General features: G+C 67.7%; 12 protein-coding genes. 4 read left to right on the top strand and 8 right to left on the bottom strand.

All coding sequences use genetic code 11. The features are described from left to right. Positions 1 to 34 precede the first annotated feature (34 nt). From ACTOQ1_RS37045 to ACTOQ1_RS37025, 5 genes are all read right to left on the bottom strand, one after another. A complete protein-coding gene (locus ACTOQ1_RS37045) occupies positions 35 to 226 on the bottom strand; it encodes a DUF397 domain-containing protein (protein WP_440072660.1) in 192 nt (63 codons plus the stop codon). 252 nt (positions 227 to 478) lie between these two features. Further along, the gene (locus tag ACTOQ1_RS37040; protein ID WP_440072659.1) at positions 479 to 1132 is read right to left on the bottom strand and encodes a JAB domain-containing protein; all 654 of its coding nucleotides are present in this window, start codon (positions 1130 to 1132) and stop codon (positions 479 to 481) included. Positions 1133 to 1208: 76 nt separating this feature from the next. Next, on the bottom strand, positions 1209 to 2903 hold the full coding sequence (locus tag ACTOQ1_RS37035; RefSeq protein ID WP_440072657.1) for a GmrSD restriction endonuclease domain-containing protein: 1695 nt from the start codon (positions 2901 to 2903) through the stop codon (positions 1209 to 1211). 335 nt (positions 2904 to 3238) lie between these two features. Then, positions 3239 to 4426 (bottom strand): hypothetical protein, encoded by a 1188-nt coding sequence (locus ACTOQ1_RS37030; protein WP_440072656.1) that lies wholly within the window; start codon positions 4424 to 4426, stop codon positions 3239 to 3241. Between the two features lie 810 nt (positions 4427 to 5236). Continuing rightward, positions 5237 to 5920: a DUF2637 domain-containing protein gene (locus ACTOQ1_RS37025; RefSeq protein ID WP_440072655.1), complete on the bottom strand. Its 684-nt coding sequence runs from the start codon at positions 5918 to 5920 to the stop codon at positions 5237 to 5239. Positions 5921 to 6476: 556 nt separating this feature from the next. Here ACTOQ1_RS37025 and ACTOQ1_RS37020 point away from each other — a divergent pair. Beyond that, on the top strand, positions 6477 to 7025 hold the full coding sequence (locus ACTOQ1_RS37020; RefSeq protein WP_440072653.1) for a TetR/AcrR family transcriptional regulator: 549 nt from the start codon (positions 6477 to 6479) through the stop codon (positions 7023 to 7025). A gap of 1112 nt (positions 7026 to 8137) precedes the next feature. Next, the gene (locus ACTOQ1_RS37015; protein WP_440072651.1) at positions 8138 to 10981 is read left to right on the top strand and encodes a carbohydrate-binding protein; all 2844 of its coding nucleotides are present in this window, start codon (positions 8138 to 8140) and stop codon (positions 10979 to 10981) included. Positions 10982 to 12055: 1074 nt separating this feature from the next. Here the strand turns inward: ACTOQ1_RS37015 and ACTOQ1_RS37010 are convergent. Continuing rightward, positions 12056 to 13060 carry a glycoside hydrolase family 11 protein gene (locus ACTOQ1_RS37010; RefSeq protein WP_440072649.1) on the bottom strand — a complete coding sequence of 335 codons (1005 nt, stop codon included), beginning with the start codon at positions 13058 to 13060 and terminating at the stop codon, positions 12056 to 12058. 574 nt (positions 13061 to 13634) lie between these two features. On the opposite strand from ACTOQ1_RS37010, the gene ACTOQ1_RS37005 reads away from it, so the two are divergent. Beyond that, positions 13635 to 14663: a polysaccharide deacetylase family protein gene (locus ACTOQ1_RS37005; protein WP_440072647.1), complete on the top strand. Its 1029-nt coding sequence runs from the start codon at positions 13635 to 13637 to the stop codon at positions 14661 to 14663. Between the two features lie 317 nt (positions 14664 to 14980). Here ACTOQ1_RS37005 and ACTOQ1_RS37000 read toward each other — a convergent pair whose 3' ends face one another. Continuing rightward, positions 14981 to 16768, bottom strand: a complete 1788-nt coding sequence (locus ACTOQ1_RS37000) for a cellulose binding domain-containing protein (RefSeq protein WP_440072645.1) — start codon at positions 16766 to 16768, stop codon at positions 14981 to 14983. A 778-nt stretch (positions 16769 to 17546) separates the two neighbouring features. Between ACTOQ1_RS37000 and ACTOQ1_RS36995 the strand changes: the two genes are divergently transcribed. After that, entirely contained in the window at positions 17547 to 18734 is a 1188-nt protein-coding gene (locus ACTOQ1_RS36995) for an endo-1,4-beta-xylanase (RefSeq protein WP_440072643.1), read from the top strand. A gap of 284 nt (positions 18735 to 19018) precedes the next feature. On the opposite strand, the gene ACTOQ1_RS36990 is transcribed toward ACTOQ1_RS36995, so the two are convergent. Further along, on the bottom strand, positions 19019 to 19841 hold an 823-nt coding region (locus ACTOQ1_RS36990; RefSeq protein ID WP_440072641.1), incomplete at its 5' end, for an endo-1,4-beta-xylanase.

Genomic DNA, 19841 nt, shown 5'->3' with positions numbered 1-19841 from the left:
GGCGGGGCTTGCCCGGCCTCGCCCGGATCGTTCGTCAGGGCCGGTGGACGCGGATTGCGGCAGAGCGTAGGGAGTCGGTGTCCGTGACATTCAGGGGTTCCTCGCCAGGTTTCCTGGAATCACGGATCAGGATGTGGTGCCGGAGGGAGGAGAGCTCGACGCATTCGGCGCCGGAACCGCTGTAGCTACTCTTTCGCCACTCCAGGTCTGCGACCTCGCGAGTCACTCGTATTCCGTCCGTTTAAGCTTTTCCAAGTGACGGACTTGAGTTGCGGGAGGAACTCGCTGAACGGGAGTGCGCGTGAGTCCGTCGGCGGAGCTTCGCCGATGGGCTCCCGCCGTGTGGGCTTGGTACGGGCGCGCGACGGGCACCTGGTGGGTCTATCTGTCGGGGCCGCCCGACGGGCTTGTCGAGGCTGGCGACCGGATGGGCTCGTGCGAGCCGTCCCCGCCGGTTGGAGCGGCACGGGTGCGATGGTCACGGGATCCTGGCCCACGAAGTCTCGGTGACGATGACGTGGTCGAGCAGGCGGAGCCCGACCGTGGTAGCGGCGTCGCGGAGGCGGGCGGTCACCCGGACGTCTGCCTCGCTCGGTTCCGTCCGGCCGCTCGGATGGTTGTGCGCCACCGCAAAACGGGTGCCGCCCAGCGCGAGGACCAGGCTTAGGACGTCACGGACCGGGATCGGGGTGCGATCCGCCGTACCGTCGGTGAGCGTGGCCGTCTTCAGGATCCGGCCGCTGGCGTCGCAGACGACCACGACCGCCCTCTCGTGCCGGAGACCCCGCAGCAGCGGTGCGGCGGCGACCGCTATGTCCTCGGTGGCCGTGATCCGGCAGAGTCGCGGCGGCCGAGCCGCGCGCCGCGCCAGCTCGAACACCGCTGTCAGCCGAGCCGCCCTGGCTGGACCGATCCCCGCCGACCGCTGGAGCGCGCCCGGATCGGCCGCCGCCACCGCGGCAAGCCCGCCATGGTCGGCGAGCAGCCGGGACGCCAGCTCGATGACGTCCACGCCAGGACGGCCCTCACCCAGCACCAACGCCAGCAGCTCCCGGTCGGCGAGCGCACGCGGGCCGTGCTCGAGCAGCCGTTCCCTGGGCCGGTCGGCCTGAGGTAGATCAGTGACGCGCATCGGACGAACCTCCCGCCACCAGAAGACCATCCGGCACCGACAGAACGCGGCCGTCCCGAACACCGCCGCCCGGACCTCAGTCGTCGGTGTCCTCGTCCACGACCTCGACCTCGTTCGCGAGCCGCAGGCTCTCCTCGTCGAGCTCCGCTGGCGCGGCCTCCGTCGCCAGGCCGCGCTGGATGAGGTCCCTCGCCCACTCCAGCAGGGTCTCCGACCGGGCGGCGATGAACGCCTTGTAGTCGCCGCGCATGGCCGCGTCGAAAGCGGGTGCGGAGACAAGGCACGTGTCGAGCCGCTCGCGGATCGTCCGTTCGTCACTGAAGTCGATTTCGGCCTTCAGATAGGCGGACGGCGGCAGGTCGGAGAACTTCTGGTTGCTGATCGCGGTCAGCATGACGATGTTCGCGAGGACGTTGGCTTGCTCGAAGCTGAGGGCGCTGCGCAGGAGGGCCGCTTTGGGAAAGAAGTGGTGGAACTGCAGGTAGTTGTCCCCGGCCAAGGTCTTCCCCACGTCGATGGCCGCCCCGGTGATCAGGTCGACGGGGCCCCGTGCCGCGAGCATGAGCGCGAACGTCTTCTGCGGCGCGGTGCCCCGATCGTACTTGCCCGCCCACAGCCGCGTGCTGGGTGGCGGGACGTCCACCTCGATGCCCTTGGTCTCGCCCTTCGCGAACGCCGTCACCGCTGCGAGGTCCGCCGCCATCTTCCGGGGATTCCAGCCGTCGTAGTAGCCGCCGAGGATCGTCCGCCAGAACCAACTGCGGAGCTGGGCGAACTGCTTGCCGTTCGGCCTCGGGATCTGCCGGAAGATCTCGATGACGACGGCGAGCTGGTTGGCGTGGGGAAGCGCGGCGGCCGTCGGAGTGCCGATCTCGGTGGTGAGGAAGTCCACGGCCTTCTTCGCGGCCTCCTCGGTCTCCTCGATGGCGGCCAGGAGACGCTCATGGCCCACGGACGGCAGCTGCTCCATGTCGGACTTGGCGAACCCGAGCCCGGCCGCCGCCGAGATCGCGCGGAGTAGCAGCATCTGGTCGATCAAGCCGTAGTTCTTGGCCGCGAGCACGTCGCGGACGCCGTCGATGGCGTCGAGGAGATCGAAGTCGCTGCGCCAGGTCACCGCGCGGATGACCTGGACCGCCGTCAGTGGTGTGCCGCGCGTGTTGACCCGTTCGAAAATCCGGCCGACCTCAGTTATCGAGGCCGTCTTCAGCGTCACGACCGAGGTCTCGTAGTTCGCGAAGTTGTCGAACAACTGCCCCGCCGCCTCCTCGAACTCCTCAGGAAGCCGTTTCGAAGCCCACTTGGCGTACTGGTAGGGCTGGGCGAGCAGCCTCAGCGGAATCTGGTGCGCGGGCGGCTCGTCGAAGTCCTTCCGGTGTGCGAAACACTCTTCCTCGAAGTCGTAGACCAGGTTCCAGAGGCTCTTCGGATCGCCCTTTGGCTCCCAGTACAGCGCCCCACAGATGGTCGACAGACGCTGGCAGCCGTCGAGCAGGTAGGCAGGGCGTTCACGGTTCGGCGCCTGGTCGATCTCGATGCCCGCGATGTCGTGGTCGCTCGCCAGCCGCAACTCGCTGTCCCACAGCAACAGGCTCCCGATCGGATAGTTCCGTGAGATCGAGTCGAGGAGATCGAGGACCTGGAGGCCCTTCCACACGAACTGCCGCTGGAACTTCGGAAGCCTGATCTCCCCCGCTCTGACCCGCGACGCGAGCTCGGTGATCTTCTCTAACTGGGGGCGATGAGCGCGCTCATGGGGGATCGGCGACATACCCCAAGATTTTCACGAACGCCCCGCCGCTGTCACCCGAAGCACCGGCGGGGTGACCTGTCCGGCTTGTCGGGACCGTCGGGTGAAGCGCACCGGATCTGATGGAGGCTCTGGTCTGCCCCGGGTTCCGCTGATCGTGAGGTGCGACTACTCGAATCCGCTCAAGACGAGCAAAGGCCCAAGGACCCCACGGTGGCCGAAGCCGTCTGCCTGATCACGCTCATCTGACGTGAGGACACTGGAGCGACAGCAGCCTGCCGACCGCTCTCGACAGTTTGCAGCGCTAACACCAACGGCCATAGCCCGTCGCGACGTCTCCATCCGAAGGGCACAACCTATTCCAGGCTGTATCTGCTCGGCTCCGTGCGGGGCGGCAGTAGGTCATAGGCGCGTGAGTTCAGGGGATTGAGCCTGCCCGTCGCAGGGTTGAGGCTGTAGACGAATGCTTTGGCCTTGTCCGCAAACTCCGCTGCCGGTCGGCTGAGCCCGCCGTTGATGATCACAATCAGCCTCTTTGGCAGGTCTTCGCCGGCCGCTGCGGCCAGGCCGTTCAGCCGCTGGATCTCGGACGTCGACAGGTCCTTGGTCCGGCCGCTCCAATCGACGTGATAGGTGTCGGAGTGAATCGGGCTGTCCGGGCCGCCTTCGCGGATGTCTCCGAAGCCGAAGGTCGTGAGCTGTTCCAGAACGGCGTCCATGTGTTCCCTTGCGCCTGCCGACCGTAGGGCCGGCAGGGTGAGGAACAGAGATTCCTCTACGTCGGACCACGTCTCGGCCGATGCTCGCGGGGGCCTGGACGTCTCCCAGGGAGCGCCGCTCTCGACCCACGCCTTCGGCCCGTCGCAGATCAGGTCGGCGATCCGGCTTACGGGGACGTCGGCGCGCGGCATGCCCGGCGTCGGGAGTTTCGTGCGCCCCAGGGAACCGCCGAGATCAATACGCGTCCAGGCTCCACGCTCCGGGTGGTGCATGTCGACCAGCCAGCCGACGCTGGCCTTGATGGAGATCCGAACGAAGATGTCGGAGAGCCTGGCCTCGACGTAGGCTCCTTCGCGCCTATCTGCGATGTGGAGCTTGGGCTCGTAGCGCGGTCCGTAGGCGAAGTATCGGTTGCCGGCTGCGACCCGTTGGACGTGTACTTCTCGTTCGGCCAGGAGGTCGGCGAGCTCGGTCATGTCCGACGGTTCGCTCTCGTGCCAGCGCCAAGGTGACGCGACCGGCACTCCGGCGAGGTGACCAGTCGCGTGAGCGTGGACGGCGTCGACGAGTACCTCGCCGGATGTGTCCAGCGGCCAGACGGAGGGCTCACTGCCCAGCACCGGATCGACGATCAGCCATACGAATGCGTGGCCGAGCCTTGACCGGCTCAGCATGACCCCTCGGTCTCCTGGCAGTTTGACCATCAGGTACAGCTGGGATCCGGTGGAATTGACGTGGACTCGGTCGCCCAGCTCAAGGTGGCGTTCGTGCAGCAACCGCTCCAGTCTCTGGAAGTGCAGGTGCGTGCCGACGGCGGCGACCATGTCACCAGGAGGGAAGGACAAGGAAAGAACGCTCCTCTAAAGTGGCTGGGCGATCGACAATGCATCAGCTGCGGAAAGTGTAGAGCGGGCCAACTTTTTTGATCAACCCCCACAGTCGACCTGACCTGTTCAGAAGCCGATCCGTGACCAAGCACGCAAAAGGAGTTCAGCTCTCAGCGCCCACCGGCCATTGATGCGCCCTGGTTACTCGCCCCCAGCAGCTCGGGCACTTTGGCTCAGGACGCACGTCAAGAATATGCAATCGTGTTTGGGTAAAACCCGACGGGGTGGCTGATGGCTGCTCGGCGGTTGCTCATTGGCGCGTGATACGGGGCTACATTGCGCACTACCAGCGGGGACTTTGACAGCGGCGAATCCGGGCGGTCTAATAGCAACGGATAGCCTGCGGCATTGACGGACACTAAGTTCACATATTTTTAATCCGTAGGTTCAGGATTCGAATCCCTGACACCTCACCACCTCACCTCACATATCAGATCGCTTTTATTCAAATCGGAACTGCTACCTGACGTCACCTCCTCCATTGAGGAGGATCTCTAGCTTGTCGGTGACGTATCCACATGAATGATTGCCGTTGCTTCGGACGTACGAATCCTCTCGTCGCGAGCGGAGTTCAGCTGCACGCGCCCATGCTCCGCGGAACCTAAACTGATCTTGGCGTCAATCCTGGGCCGCGATAAATGATTTATCGCGGCCCAGAACATTGATCGTTTCAGGATGGGAGACCGCCCAATGATCGAACTGGACGATTGGAGGACGACCTGACCACCCCGTTACCGATGTCCTTTACTACGCGCCACAGGCCTCGCTCGTGCCGGTCGAACGGAGGCCTCCCGGCGGCGGCACGACACTCTCTGATTCGGCCACCTCAACGATGGCGTGGGCCCGCTCCTTTTCCACCTCGGCGATGATCTCTTCGGCCTCACGCTGTTCCAGTCCCCACCGGCTCATCAGCGGGCGTCGGCCGACCCGCTGATTGCCCTCACTGAGGCTTTCGATGTAGGTGAGCCGCGCCGCCTCGTACCGGTCGGTGGGCAGCAGCGGCACTACGCGTTCCACCTCAACGAGAGTCTCAGCGGGCTGGCACACGTGGTCCTTGTCCAGCGTCTCGGTGGACGGTTGCCGGGTGTTCCGGACGATCCACATGAGCAGTTCGTACGCGCCCGCGAAGGCCAGCGGTGCCAGAGCGCTGACCAGGCGCGATCCAAGTCCGCCGGACCAGCCGTGCGCCACATTCGCCGCCAGCGTCACCGCCCCACCCAATGCAAGCGCCACCCACGCCAGCACCGGCACACGTAGCCGACGACGCGAGCAGTAGACCATCACCAGCGACGCCATGACGATCACACCGTCGGACATCGCCGGATACAGGATGGCCATGTCGTGCCGCTCACCCAGAGCGATCGCCAGACCGTAGAAGTGGTGGTACGAGACGTAGGCGGCGGCTCCGGCGACCGCCAGCAGGACAGCCACCGCAAAGCCAAGGATGACCCGGTCCCCAGCCCGATCTCGCTGGGTGCGCTCCGCCGGGACCGTTTCGACCAACAGCGCCCCGACTATCGGTGGTGTCGAAGGGCAGCGCACGGCCTCACCCCTGAACTGATCGGGTTGCTGAGTCACGGACCGGGTTTCGGTGGTACAGCCGCTGAGCCTCGCCCGCCGTGCTGCCCCTGCCCCCGGCGCATCGGGAATCGCCTGCTGAAGATCCTGGACTGGCGGTTGCTGAGGTTCCCCGGCACGGGTGTGTGCCGCGCTGTCGGACCCGATTTTGTCGAGCTGGGTCCGGGCGTCACCTCCTTGGGCGCTCATTCCGGGCATGAGAGGTCCAGCCACGGAGCGTCGGTGCTGCTCAGGAGATGGGCGAACGGTTCAAGTCCCCCCTCGGACACACCGATATATATGAAGTCCTGGTCACCGGAAGCGGTGGCCAGGACTTTTCGTCGTGCGGATCTGTAGATCAGCCGAGGCCGACGTAGATCTTGACCTTCCGGGGCGGGTTCGCCTTGTCGGGAACGGCAGCGAGGTCCCGTTGGCGCAGCGACGCGGCAGGCCGGTCACACCGTGTGTCCTCAGAAGGCGCTGCGGACCGTACGACGGCGCGGGCGTCCATGACATAGCCGCGGACGCCGGGGTGACGGCGATGCTCGTCAACCGCTACTTCGGCTCCAAGGAAGGGCTGTTCACCGAGGTCGTGGACGTCTCGTTCGCCGAGCCCACGATGGTCCCGCCCGACCCGGCCGCCGATCTGGCGGTCGAGACCGCCCGCGCCCTGCTGGCCCGCACCGCCCCGGAGGCAGATCCCCTCGGACCGTTCGAGCTGATACTCAAGTCGGCGGCCAACCCGAGAGCGGCGGAAATCATCCGAGCCGGCATCGAGAAGCACGTGGGCGCCCGTTTCACCGCCGCCCTGCACGGCCCCCAGGCTCGGGAACGCGCCGAACTGGGACTTGCCCTGCTGGCCGGCACCTGGCTGATGCGCCGGCTCATCGGCACCCCGGCGCTGCGCGACGCCGATCCCGACCTGCTGATGGCCCAGATCACCCGCATGTTGGCGGTGGTCGTCGAGCCACCGGCCTAGCCACGGTCGGCGAGCACCCCCGTACGGCGGCGATCACCGCAGGCGGCGGCGAGGGGCCTTCTCAACGTGCCACCCAGGAGGGGTTTCGACCAACGGTGTTGGGCTTTCGCCCAATGAGGACAAAAGTCCTACGGATTTGTCCGTAACATCTCGACAATTCGTACGTAACATTTTAAGATCGCAGCAGAATGACCGAATGAGCCGCAAAGATGGCGAAAGTTCAGGAGGTGCAGCGATTTGCGATTGCAGCACCGCACTCTTCGTCCCCCATGTGGCGGGAGGTCGCTGCCCGAGGCCGGGATCGGTGGCCGACTCGAATCGCCGCGCCCGCGCGCGGTCGTCGAGCCGGAGCCGGAGCGGCCGGGAGCGAACCACCTCACCCACAGGGCTCGGCACCGTACGGCGACGGCGGCCGAGGCAGGCTCGCGGGCCCTACCGATCGCCGGGCTTCCACGGCCCCGGCTCACCCCGTACTCGTACCACCGCACCTGATCACGCGGTTCCACCGGCCGCGGCCCCGCACCGCGGCCGGTGATCGGCCGACCCCCACACCCCCCACACCCCCCTGAATGCCTGGAGGTCGCCATGCGACTGCCGATCCACCCCACCGCGACCTGCTGACGGCCGGCGCGGCGCCAGGTGGCGCCGTGCCGCCGGCACAAGGGAGACAGCCGGGTCGGCGGGGCGTACGCCGACCGCTCCGCCGACCCGGCTTCGCTCGCCACCCGCCGGTGGAGGCCGGTACGCGCCGACAGCACCGGCGCCCACCGTTTTCACCGGTCACCTGCTTCCCCGGCCGGCGAGCGGGACGATCCCCGCGTCCCATCGTCATGGCCATCCGTGACGACCGGCGACGCCCGCTTTCGTGATGCCCCCTCAACGCGTCCGCCCGCGGCCACCTGACGGTTCGCCACGGCTCCCGCAGCGCTCGAAGCCTCAAAGGCGAGGCGACTCACAACCTCTGACAGGGACCTGTTGACTGTTTTACCCATAGCAGTCACAGTTTGTCCGAACGACGTCGCCGAGGGATTTCCCCCCGCCTCTCCGCGTCGTTGGCGTGATCGGCGCACGCCTGTATGGACTCGTACTACAGGAAGCGAGCACCACCGATCATGTTGAGAAAACTCGTCGCATGCGTCGCCGCACTGGCGACCGCCCTCAGCCTGGGTCCTCCACCGGCACAGGCCGCACCGAGCACCGCCTCGAAGGCAGCGGCGCCCGCGGCACTCGCGGCGCCCGGCTACACCCAGGTGACGCTGGCCAAGGGCGCGGCGGAGACCGGCGAGCCGATGGGCCTCACCGTCCTGCCCAACCGGGGCGTGCTGCACACGTCGCGCGACGGCACGATCCGCTACACCGACGTGCTGGGCAACACCAAGGTGGCGCTCACCATCCCCGTGTACACGCACGACGAGGAGGGCCTGCAGAGCATCAAGGCCGACCCGAACTTCGCGTCGAACCGGTGGGTGTACGTCTACTACGCGCCGCCGCTGTCCACTCCGGGCGGTGACGCGCCGGCCTTCGGGACGGCGGCCCAGTTCGCCCCGTTCAACGGGGTGAACCGGCTGGCCCGGTACACGGTCAACGCGGACCACACCCTCAACGCGGCCTCCGCGGTCACCATCCTCGACGTCCCCACCAGCCGCGGCATGTGCTGCCACGTCGGCGGCGACATCGACTTCGACGCGGCCGGCAACCTCTACCTCTCCACCGGTGACGACACGAACCCGTTCGACTCCAGCGGCTACACGCCGATCGACGAGCGGACCGACCGCAACCCGGCCTACGACGCGCAGCGCACCTCCGGCAACAGCAACGACCTGCGCGGCAAGGTGCTGCGGATCAAGCCGAGCGCGGGCGGCGGCTACACCGTCCCGGCGGGCAACATGTTCGCGCCCGGCACCGCGAACACCCGGCCCGAGATCTACGCGATGGGGTTCCGCAACCCGTTCCGGATGAACGTGGACAAGGCCACCGGCATCGTCTACCTGGGTGACTACGGGCCGGACGCGGGCAGCGCCAGCGCCACCCGGGGCCCGGCGGCGTCGGTCTCGTTCGAGCGCATCACCCAGCCCGGCTTCTACGGCTGGCCGTACTGCTCGCAGTTCAACGTGCCGTACGTCGACTTCACGTTCCCGTCCGGTCCCTCGGGCGCCGCGTTCAACTGCGCCGGCGGGCCGACGAACAACTCGCGCAACAACACCGGCATCACCCAGCTCCCGGCCTCGCGCGCGGCCTGGCTGCCGTACGGGGTCGGCCAGGACCGGTCGGAGCTGTGCTGCGGAAGCTGGTCGCCGATGAACGCCCCGGTCTACAACTACGACGCCGGGCTCGTCTCGGACGTGAAGTTCCCGGCGTCGATGAACGGCAAGGTGTTCATCGGCGAGTTCGGCCGACGGTGGATCAAGACGGTCACCCTGAACGCCAGTGGCGGGGTGGGCTCGATCGAACCCTTCCCCACCTGGACCGGCACCCAGGTGATGGACATGGAGTTCGGGCCGGACGGCGCGCTGTACGTGCTCGACTACGGCACCGGCTGGTTCGGCGGCGACGCCAACTCGGCCGTGTACAGGATCGAGTACAACTCGGGCACCGGCCAGGCCCCGATCGCGGCGATCAACGCCAACCCGAAGGCCGGCAACGCGCCGCTCGCCGTGCAGTTCAGCTCGGCGGGGAGCACCGACCCGGACGGCGACCCGATCACGTACGCGTGGGACTTCACGACGAACGGCAGCACCGACTCGACCGCGGCCAACCCGTCGTTCACCTACACGGCCAACGGCACGTACACGGCGACGCTGACGGTGAGCGACAACACCGGCCGCAGTGCCACGGCGAGCACCACCATCAGCGTCGGGCAACCGACGGTCACCCTCAACCTGCCGCTCAACGGGCGGGTGTTCAACTTCGGCGACGCGATCCCGTTCCAGATCAGCGTCACCGACCCGAACTCCCCGACCATCGACTGCGGCCGGGTGAAGATGAACTACATCCTCGGCCACGACAGCCACGGCCACCTGTTGACCACCGCGACCGGCTGCTCGGGCACCATCCAGACCCCCGTGGACGGTGAGCACGACGCCAACGCGAACATCTTCGGCGTCTTCGACGCGGAGTACACCCCGGTCGGCTCGACCACGGCCGTCCACGCGCCGCAGGCCGTCCTGCAGCCGCGGACCCGCCAGGCCGAGCACTACAGCGCCCAGCAGGGCGTCCAGATCGTGGCCAAGCCGTCGGCCAACGGCGGCAACGCGGTCGGGCACATCGAGAACGGGGACTGGATCTCGTTCACGCCGTACAACCTGACCGGGGTCACGTCGTTCACGGCCCGGGTCTCGTCGGCCGGCGCCGGCGGCACGCTCACCCTGCGGGCCGGTTCTGCGACCGGGACGGTGGTCGGGACGGCCACGGTCGCGCCGACCGGCGGCTGGGAGACGTGGGTCAACGTCACCGGCGCCGTGACGCCGCCGTCAGGGACGACGAACCTGTTCCTGGTCTTCACCGGTGGTACGGGCTCGCTGTTCGACGTCGACTCCTTCACGTTCACCAGCGGCACCCCGCCGACGTCGACGAACCTCGCGCTGAACAAGCCGGCGACGGCCTCCAGCGTGGAGGCGGCCACCTACCCGGCCTCGGCCGCGGTGGACGCGTCGGCGACGACCCGGTGGTCCAGCGCGTTCTCCGACCCGCAGTGGATCCAGGTCGACCTGGGCGCCACGTACACGATCAACCGGGTGCGCCTGGTGTGGGAGGCGGCCTACGCGTCGGCGTACCAGATCCAGACCTCGCCCAACGGCACGACCTGGACCAACGCCCGGTCGGTGACCGGCGGCAACGGCGGTGAGGACAACAACACCGGCCTGAGCGCCTCCACCCGGTACGTGCGCATCTACGGCACCACCCGGGGCTCGGTGTACGGGTACTCCCTGTTCAGCTTCGAGGTCTACGGAAGCTGATCACCACGGCGGGTCCGGCCCGCCCTGTCAGGTAACACCGCCGCGGGGCGTCCGATCGATGGACGCCCCGCGGTGTCGCTTATCTTCGGGCTCCACGGCGGATGGCACTTGCCCGTAGGTTCTCGGGGATTTCGTATGAGGTCCTGGTCACTCGCCGAAGGGGCCAGGATCTTCCTTTCGCTCCGGCGATGGACCGGCCGCCGTTCGGTGAGCCGTTTGTTCGCGAGCAGACCATTCCAGACGGCGCCACGCCCTGCGTCCCTTCCCGCCGATGACCACGTCGTAGGCGGCGGCCAGGGCGACGACGATGTCCAGGCCCCGTCCTCGCTCGTCGGAGCTACGCCACTCGCGAGGCACCGAGGACGGACCACGGTCGAAAACGCTCAGGGCGAGGCTGCCTGTCGCGATCTCCACCCTTACGCGATAGTCACCGCAGAGCGGCCCGGAGGTCCCGGAGCATCGGAGGACCGGATCTTCCTGACCTCGAACGCGGCCGTCGTCCTCGACGGCGCGACCTCGGTGGAACTCGGCCCGGGAAGTGGTGGCTGGTACGCGTACCTGACACGGCTCCGCGGCGGCGAGGGATACCGCGACGACTCCAGATAGCTGATGCGGTCCTTCCAGAGCATCACCCGCTCCCACCGCAACCGCGAGGGTGGCTACTGGATCGCCGAGGCCACACCCGACGCCGGTTTCCACGCCCGGGTCCGCCGCTGGCCTCGCTCCACGACCTCCGCCGTACTGATCGCGACCGATGGCGTCGTCAGCGGGGTCGACGAGTACGGCGGACCTGCGGACTGGCCGACGACTCTCGACGTCATGATGCCGACTTCCGAGAACGGTGGTGGCCCCGCCCCCACTCCCCAGTGGAGCGGGGCCACCGTTTCCGACCGGATCCCGGCGGGCTGCCGGGCGAGCGCGTATCCGGCCGGAAGACCAGGGGGCGGGACGACCGAGGTGTCCCAGCACCGGGGCGCGTCCGGGGCACACTCGCGTCAGGTGCCCGGGTCGAACGGCGTGGTCCTCGACGGCGCGGCGGTGTCGGGCCGCCGCGCCGTGAGGGGTGGGCCGGGGTCAGCCCGCGCTGCAGGAGACCGTCGGCCAGGTCGAGTTGCCGTTGCGCTGGATCGTCACGCCCCAGTTGTTGCCGTTGCCGTTGGGCCTGGCGGTCAGCACCTGGGCGCTGGGGTAGCTGGCGCTGATGTTCCAGGTGGAGAGGATCTTCGCGGGGGACGGGACGTTCATCGTCACGGTCCAGTTGCTCGAACCGCTGACCGAGACGTTGAGGTTGTAGCGGTCGCTCCACTGCTCGCCCGCGGAGAGCGACGCGGTGCAGCCGCCACCGCCACCACCACCACCGCCACCGCCGCCACCGCCGCCGCCGCCGGAGGAGCCGCCCACCGTGATGTTGGAGTTTCCGCTGCTCTGGTAGCCCTCCGTCGCGAGGATCATGTAGTCGTGGCTGCCCAGGCTCATCCCGTTACGGGCCCACGCGTCGAAGTGGTTGCCTGAGGTTATGGTCCCGCCCGTTTTCTTCGACTGCCGGACGCTCCAGTACTGGTTGAAGGTCCTGGTGCCCTCGATGGAGGGGGCGTTGTATCGCGTCGTCTGGTAGATGTCGTACGTGCCGCCGTCGCTGGTGACCGTGCCCTTGTACGTCCCCGTGGGCCGGTAGGTGCCCCAGTTGTCGACGATGTAATACTCCACGAGCGGATTTCTCGTCCATCCGTACAGGGTGAGATAGGCGTTTCCGGACGGGTTGAAGCTGCCCGAGTAGTTCACGCTTCTGCGTCCGCCGGTGCTCCAGCCCTTACCGGCGACGAAATTCCCGGTGTTCCTCCATGAGGTGCTGTAATTGCCGCCGGATCCCAGTTCCATCGAGACCGTTCCCTGACTGTCGGTCCAGAAGGAATAGAAGTAGCCGTTGTTGGTGCCGGTCTGGTTGGTGGTGATGGCCGCGTAGGCGGGGCCGGGCAGCACCGCCACGGCCATGGCCAGCGCCACGGCGCAGACACGGCCGACAAGCGATCTGGTACGACCACGCCCGCGGCTTTTCTGGGGGGCTGGGGCATCGTTCATGCGCGTGCTTCCTCCTCGTGAGGGCTGGGGCAGGCAGCGTGATACGACCCGGCGGGGCCGGCGGTGGCCATGGTGACGTCCACCGCGCGTTGGGGTCGTACAACGCGGCAGGGCAGGCCGGGCGTCGTGCGATCGACGCCCGGAGGACCAGGCCGCGCGGCGAGTGACCCGGATCGGCAGCGGTTAAGGCCTGTCGATGGTGAGAGTGTGGGTTTGACTCGGCGGACTGTCAACAACTTTCAGAAATATATCGGAAATATGATCTTGACCATAATTCGCCGAGAGGGCATTTTGCCTGGTTGCAGCCCTCGCCTGGCTGACCAGGGGTGCGACCGGTCAATGAAAGCTTCTTTTTCATGATCAGATTCGACCGAGATGACCGAAACCTTTCGAAGCTTTCTTGACAGGTTTCGTGACAATACACAAAATGACTCACCAGGCAGGCCTGCTCGCCTCACCCGGATGACCGGCGGCGGAAGCGCAGCTCAACGCGACCTCGTGCATTCCGTACGCGTTACGCCGCAGCCGTACGTGCGTCCGTCCTTACCGATCGATGTTCCAGTGGAGGAACAGAGTGATCGACAACGCAACCATCACCGGCGGAAGCCGGGTACGCCGCTCACGCATCCGGAGTTCACTCGTGATGGGTCTTCTCACCGTCCTCGGCGCGGCGTTCGCCGTGACCTCCTCACCCGCGGCCCAGGCCGCCGACTGCAGCGCCGGATACGTCGGGCTCACCTACGACGACGGCCCCAACCCCGGCAACACCGCCAACCTGCTGAACGCACTGCGGCAGAACGGCCTGCGGGCCACCATGTTCAACACCGGGCAGAACGCCCAGAACAACCAGGCCCTGGTCCGCGCCCAGCGAGACGCCGGCATGTGGATCGGCAACCACAGCTACACCCACCCCCACCTGACCACCATGAGCGGCTCCCAGATCCAGTCGGAGCTCCAGCGGACCCAGCAGGCCGTCCAGCAGGCCACCGGCACCGCGCCCAGGCTCTTCCGGCCTCCGTACGGGGAGACCAACGCCACCGTGAGGTCGGTCGCCCAGCAGCTCGGCCTCACCGAGATCATCTGGGACGTCGACTCCCAGGACTGGAACGGCGCGAGCACCGCCCAGATCGTGCAGGCCGCCGGACGGCTGCAGAACGGCCAGATCATCCTGATGCACGACCAGTACGCGACGACGCTCAACGCGATCCCGCAGATCGCCGCGAACCTGAGAAGCCGCAACCTGTGCGCCGGCATGATCTCGCCCTCCACCGGCAGAGCCGTGGCACCCGACGGCGGCACCCCGACCGACCCTCCGACGAACCCGCCGGGTGGCGGAAACTGCACGGCCACCGTCACCGCCGGCCAGCAGTGGAGCGACCGGTTCAACCTGTCGGTCAACGTCTCGGGGAGCAACGGCTGGATCGTCACGGTGACCCTGCGCGGCGCCCAGCGAGTGAGCGCCACCTGGAACGGCAGCCCGAGCTGGGACGGCAGCGGCAAGGTCATGACGGTGCGCCCCAACGGCAGCGGCAACACCTTCGGCTTCACCGTCATGCACGGCGGCGACCGGACCTGGCCGACGGTCTCCTGCCGGGTGGGCTGACACTCCCGCCGGGCGGGGCCGGCATCAGGTGCTCTCCGCCTGACCACCCTGAGCCCCAGGGGAGCCTTCGTGCGAAACAGGGTGCCCGCTGTCAGCGAGCTCGGCGACGTACCGTCCCACCGGGGGCGGTGGAAGCGGCTCGGCGACGTACCGTCCCACCGGGGGCGGTGGAAGCGGCTCGGCGACGTACCGTCCCACCGGGGGCGGTGGAGGCGGCTCGGCGAGCGGTCGCGTCCCTGGCACCGCCGGTGCCGCGAACCGGGCGAGGGCGCCGCCGCTCCCCCTTGCTCGGGGAGCGGCGGCGCGCCGTCGTCAGGTCAGGAGGCCCCACATGTCAGTACCGGTGTGGCAGCGGTTCCGTTGGCGGTGAATCCGAACGTGGTGGTGGCGTTGGCGGCGAGGCTGCCGTTCCAGGTCTCGTTCCGGACGGTGACGGCCGCTCCCGAGCCGGACCGTACGCCTCCCCACAGCTGGGTGATGGACTGTGAGCCGGGCCAGGTCCAGCTCACCGTCCAGCCGTTGACGGCGCTGGAGCCGGCACGCACGGTGACGTTGGACTGGAAGCCACTGCCCCAGTCGTTCACCGTCTGGATCGTTACCGTGCACCCGCCGGGGACGGGGGTCGGCGTGGGGGTCGGCGTGGGCGTGGGGGTCGGCGTGGGCGTGGGGGTCGGCGTGGGCGTGGGGGTCGGCGTGGGCGTGGGGGTCGGGGTGGGAGTCGGTGTGGGCGTGGGAGTCGGGGTCGGGGTCGGCGTGGGAGTCGGAGTCGGCCCGCCGATCACGACGGTCGTGAGGGAGCGTGGCCTGAGGGTGACGGCGCCGCCCGTGACCGTGGCGCGCGTGAGCGAATTGGAGTTGTCGGTGACGTAGGCGGTGGTGCCGCTCTGCAGTCCGTCCCAGGTGACGGCCGAGTTGCCGGTGTTCAGCACCCCGACGACCTTCGATCCGTCGGAGTTGAGGAACGCCGACACCTTCAGCGACGAGTTGCTCGTCGACGTGCCGAGCCGGACCGCGCCCGGCCGGATGAACCGGCTGTAGGCCGCCATCGCCCACAGCCGCTTGGACACGCGATATGTCCGCGCCGCCTGGTCGATCTGGATCAGCGCCCGGGTGGCTCCCGAAGAGCCCCCCAGCCAGTAGAGGTAGCCGCTGACGTTGCCGACGGTGAGAGCCTGATGGATGTTCTGGGCGATGGTGAAGCCGTCCTGGCCGCTCCCGTCGTCCCAGTTCTCGTTCCAGGTGCTCCCGTCGGGGCCCCATTCCGACATCCAGGTGCGCTTGCTCCCGGGTTGCGGGCTCGTTATCTGGCTGGCGTAGGTATGAGCCGTGTAGGTGGACACCCAGCGGCGGGCCTCAGGGTCCGCCTCGATGGCGTTGGTGTACGGCTTGCCCTGGTCCCAGCCGAAGGAGTCGCAACATGCGATCTTGACGTCGGTCGCGATCGGGCCGAGGACCTTGACGAAGGCGGCGGCCTGGGCCGGAGTGAAGCGCATGGACTCGTAGGTCGCCGTGTAGTCGGGTTCGTTGGTGAACCCCAAGTCCGTGATCTTGATACCTTCCTGCGCGTAGAACTTCGTGTACTGCGCCAGGTACCGGGCGTAGGCCGCGCGCCACTCGGGCTTGAGGGTTCCGCCGTTGTTCTCGCTCCCGTTGTCCTTCATGTAGCCGGGGGCGCTCCAGGCGTTGGCGTAGAAACGCTCCAGGCCGTACGACTTCGCGACCTTGGCCACCCACACCTGGGCGCCGTCGTCGCCGTCCCACACGTATCTCGGCGGCGCGTCGGGTCCGCCCGGGTTCTGCGGCTGAATGGAGATCATCTTGTCGTACGGGCTGCCGGCCGGCGAGGCGCCGATGCCCAGGCGCAGGATGCTGAGTCCCGCGCCGGTGTCGCGGTCGAACCACAGGCGGAAGACCTCGTTCTGCTGCGCCGTCGACAGGCTGCGCAGCAGTTCACCCCGGCGGAACGCCGTGGAGACGCCGAAGCCGTCCATCTCCTGATAACGCACGCTGTCTGAAACGGTGATGACAGGCGCGGCTGCGGCCTGCCCTGACGCGGCCTGCCCGGCCACGGCCACCAGTGACGTGCCGAGAAGAGCGATTGCCATGACGATCCGTACCACGGACCCTCCCGAGATCGTGCCATCCGGATGCTGCTAGCAGGTGAAGCTGGTCTGGCTGAGGCGGCTCAATGATTTCCGTGGCTGTTCATACCGCTGTGTACCTGGCTCGCCGACGAGAGTTTCCTTCTCGGCCGCCACCGCCCCGAGCGTGATCGCCGCGACGGCCGCCGTCGGCCCGAGAAGGGCGATCACGAAGTGTTTGCGCTAACAATTGAGAAGGCGGTGCATTCCGCTCGGCACCCAAGTGTGGGAAAAGGTCCGGAAAGGTGTCAAGGACACGCCTAAAAGTTTCGGGCGTCTCGCTTCCGCGCGGACGCGGCGAACTGCGAACATCGCATCCTCGCCATGTGAGATATCAGCCTCTCCACCAGCGAGAATCCGACTCGCCAGGTCGAGGTTGTCCGGCGGGGCCGCCCGGCCGGCGGAAGACCGGCGGTTCTGAACGTTTCATTTCCCGCGATTCCCTGACGCCGGACCGTTGAGGTACGGCCAGGTCTGCAAGGCACCGGCGAGCCGGGTCTGACGACAGGGGCGCGCCCGCGATGAAGTTCTGGAGCACGCCTGGTCACGATGCCACCGGCCATCCAGAACCGGGCGATTGTGATGCCGTCGGCGCCCTCGCGACCAGGCATCCGCCCGCTCGCTGAGTGATTTTTGAAATATTTCGAGGTTCCAACATTGGCCTTTCCTCTTGCGGAAAGGTTTAATACGATTATTTTCGCTGCTATACCGAAAGTTTCGGGGGTCGATTCCGAGGAGTCCCATGAAGCGTTTACTGACCGTCGGTACCACCGCGCTCATGCTGGCCGGCACGTTGAACGCCGTTCCCGTTCTGGCGGAAGAGCGGCCCCCCAAGGTCGCCGAGCAGAGCCTGCGCGCGCTCGCCGCCCGTCACGGTCTCGCCATCGGCACCGCGATCGACGTGGACGTACTGCACGACGCGGCCGATCCGCAGTATCGCGCGCTCGCCACCTCGCAGTTCTCCTCCGTCACCGCCGAGAACGCCATGAAGTGGGAGTCGCTCGAACCCACCCGGGGCGTGTACAACTGGGGCCCGGCCGACGAGCTGATCGACTTCGCCCGCAAGAACAAGCAGCAGGTCCGCGGGCACGTGCTGGTCTGGCAGAACCAGTTGCCGGCCTGGCTCACCCAGGGCGTCGAGGACGGGACGATCAGCAAGGCGCAGCTCCGTGACATCCTGCGCGATCACATCACCACCGTCGTCAAGCACTTCAAGGGCAAGATCTCGCAGTGGGACGTGGTCAACGAGGCGGCCAGCGACCCGTGGGACACCCCGTCGTCGATCCACCTGAAGGGCTTCTGGGCGCAGCACCTCGGCCCCGGCTACATCGCCGACGCCTTCCGCTGGGCCCGCGCCGCCGACCCGAACGCCCTGCTGTTCTACAACGACTACAACATCGAGGCTTTCGGCGACCGCGGACCCTCCGACAAGACCTGGTACGTCTACAACATGGTCAGGCAGCTGCGCGCGAGCGGTGTCCCCATCGACGGCGTGGGCAGCCAGGGGCACCTCGGCACCCAGTACGGCAACTTCGACGCCTTCCAGGCGCTCGAGGTGCTCGACGCCTTCTCCGACCTCGGGCTCGCCACGGCGTTCACCGAGGTGGACGTGCGCAGCCAGATGACCGACGGCGTGCGGGCGGGCGACTCCAACGAGATCAACCCCCGCCTCCAGGCGTCGGCGGCGAACTACAGCGTGCTCCTGCAGGCGTGCCTGGCCAACCGGCACTGCCTGTCCTACACCGTCTGGGGGTTCACCGACCGGCACTCCTGGGTGCCCGGCTGGTTCTCCGACCCCCCGGAGGGGATGGCCACCCTGTACGACGAGTCCTACCGGCCCAAGCGCGCCTACAACGCCGTCAAGGCGGACCTGGCCTTCTCCGGGCCGCCCCACGTCCTGCCGAGGATTCCGCAGAAGCCCCGGCGATGAGCGGCGGTGGGGCGTCCGCCGACTCGGACGCCCCGCCGCTCCCCGAAAGACCGCTCCGCTCCCCGAAAGACCGCTCCGCTCCCCGAAAGACCGCTCCGCTCCCCGAAAGACCACTCCGCTCCCCGAAAGACCGCTCCGCTCCCCGAAAGACCGCTCCGGTCCTCGAAAGACCACTCCGGCGGAGCGGAAAAAGCGGCTCACCCCCACGGGTGTGGGGGTGAGCCGCAGGGCATGAAGCGACGCACGGGCCGGGCCGCGGAGACCGCGGCCCGGCCCGGATCGGATCAGGGACTGGTGCAGGTGGCCGTGGGGGTGGCCGCGGTGCCGTTGGCGGTGAAGCCGAAGGTGGTCGACTGACCCGCCGCGACGGAGCCGTTGTACGCGGCGTTGCGGACGCTCACGCTGGAGCCGGACACGGTGTGCTGGCCGTTCCACAGGCTGCTGATGGTCTGCCCGCCGGGCCAGGTCCACCTCACCGTCCACCCGTTGACCGGCGCGCTGCCCGCGCTGACCGTCACCGTCGACTGGAACCCGCCCGGCCAGCTGTTGACCGTCGTGACCGTCGCCGCGCACGCTCCGGGACCCGGGGTCGGGGTGATGGTCGGTGTGGGGGTCGGGGTCGGGGTCACCGTTGGTGTGGGAGTCGGGGTGGGCGTGGGGTTGGGGTCGGCGGCGTTGAGGGCGTTCAGGACCGAGGTGTAGGCCGGCTTCTTGTTGCCCGAGGTGTCGAACAGCAGGGGGCTGGTGTTGGCGCCGAGCCAGGAGTCGCTGTCGCGCACGCCCCACACGGTGATGCCGGTGCAACGCGGCACCGCCAGGCAGTCGTTGGTCACCGCGGCGTAGGTCTGGGCGGAGCCGCCCTGGATGTCCAGCTCGGTGATCTGCACGTCCACGCCCAGGGCGGCGAAGCTGGAGATGGTGGTGCGGTAGTTGCTGTTGTAGGCGCTTTGGCTGTTGAAGTGCGACTGCAGGCCCACGCAGTCGATCGGCACGCCGCGCTGTTTGAAGTCGCGGACCATGTTGTAGACGCCCTGGGTCTTGGCCCAGCTCCAGTTGTCGATGTTGTAGTCGTTGTAGCAGAGCTTGGCGGCCGGGTCGGCGGCGCGC

The organism is Streptosporangium sp. OZ121 (genome assembly GCF_051918885.1).
GTDB lineage: Bacteria > Actinomycetota > Actinomycetes > Streptosporangiales > Streptosporangiaceae > Streptosporangium.
Note: the sequence above shows the minus strand (reverse complement) of the source record. Positions and strands in the feature narration are given on the sequence as shown.